Raw genomic sequence first — 267 nt, forward strand, 5'->3', positions numbered from 1 at the left:
TTCAGTACGCTTACAATTAAGGGTATGATCGACCTCCAGTGTTCCCTCGCGGGTAAACTCATTGCGCAGTCGCTCTACACGTGCAGTAGTGTATTGCACTTTTAAACTTTCGATGGTGTTCTGAAGTGCATGTTTATCAGCGCGAATTTGCTCAATATCTTTTAGATGGGATGCAATTGCCGCCAATTGCATAGAAATATCATTTTTATTTTGTTCTTGATCAACAACGGCTTTTTGATAACGCGATTGTGCAGAAGTGATATCAAG

At 40.8% G+C, this 267-nt stretch carries 1 protein-coding gene; it reads right to left on the reverse strand.

Features of this window, described 5'->3' with window-relative positions:
* A partial coding sequence (locus SB765_RS30170) for a hypothetical protein (RefSeq protein WP_410932567.1) occupies positions 1–267 on the reverse strand: 267 nt, incomplete at both ends.

This window comes from Pseudomonas sp. SIMBA_067 (genome assembly GCF_046534675.1).
GTDB classification, from domain to species: domain Bacteria; phylum Pseudomonadota; class Gammaproteobacteria; order Pseudomonadales; family Pseudomonadaceae; genus Aquipseudomonas; species Aquipseudomonas putida.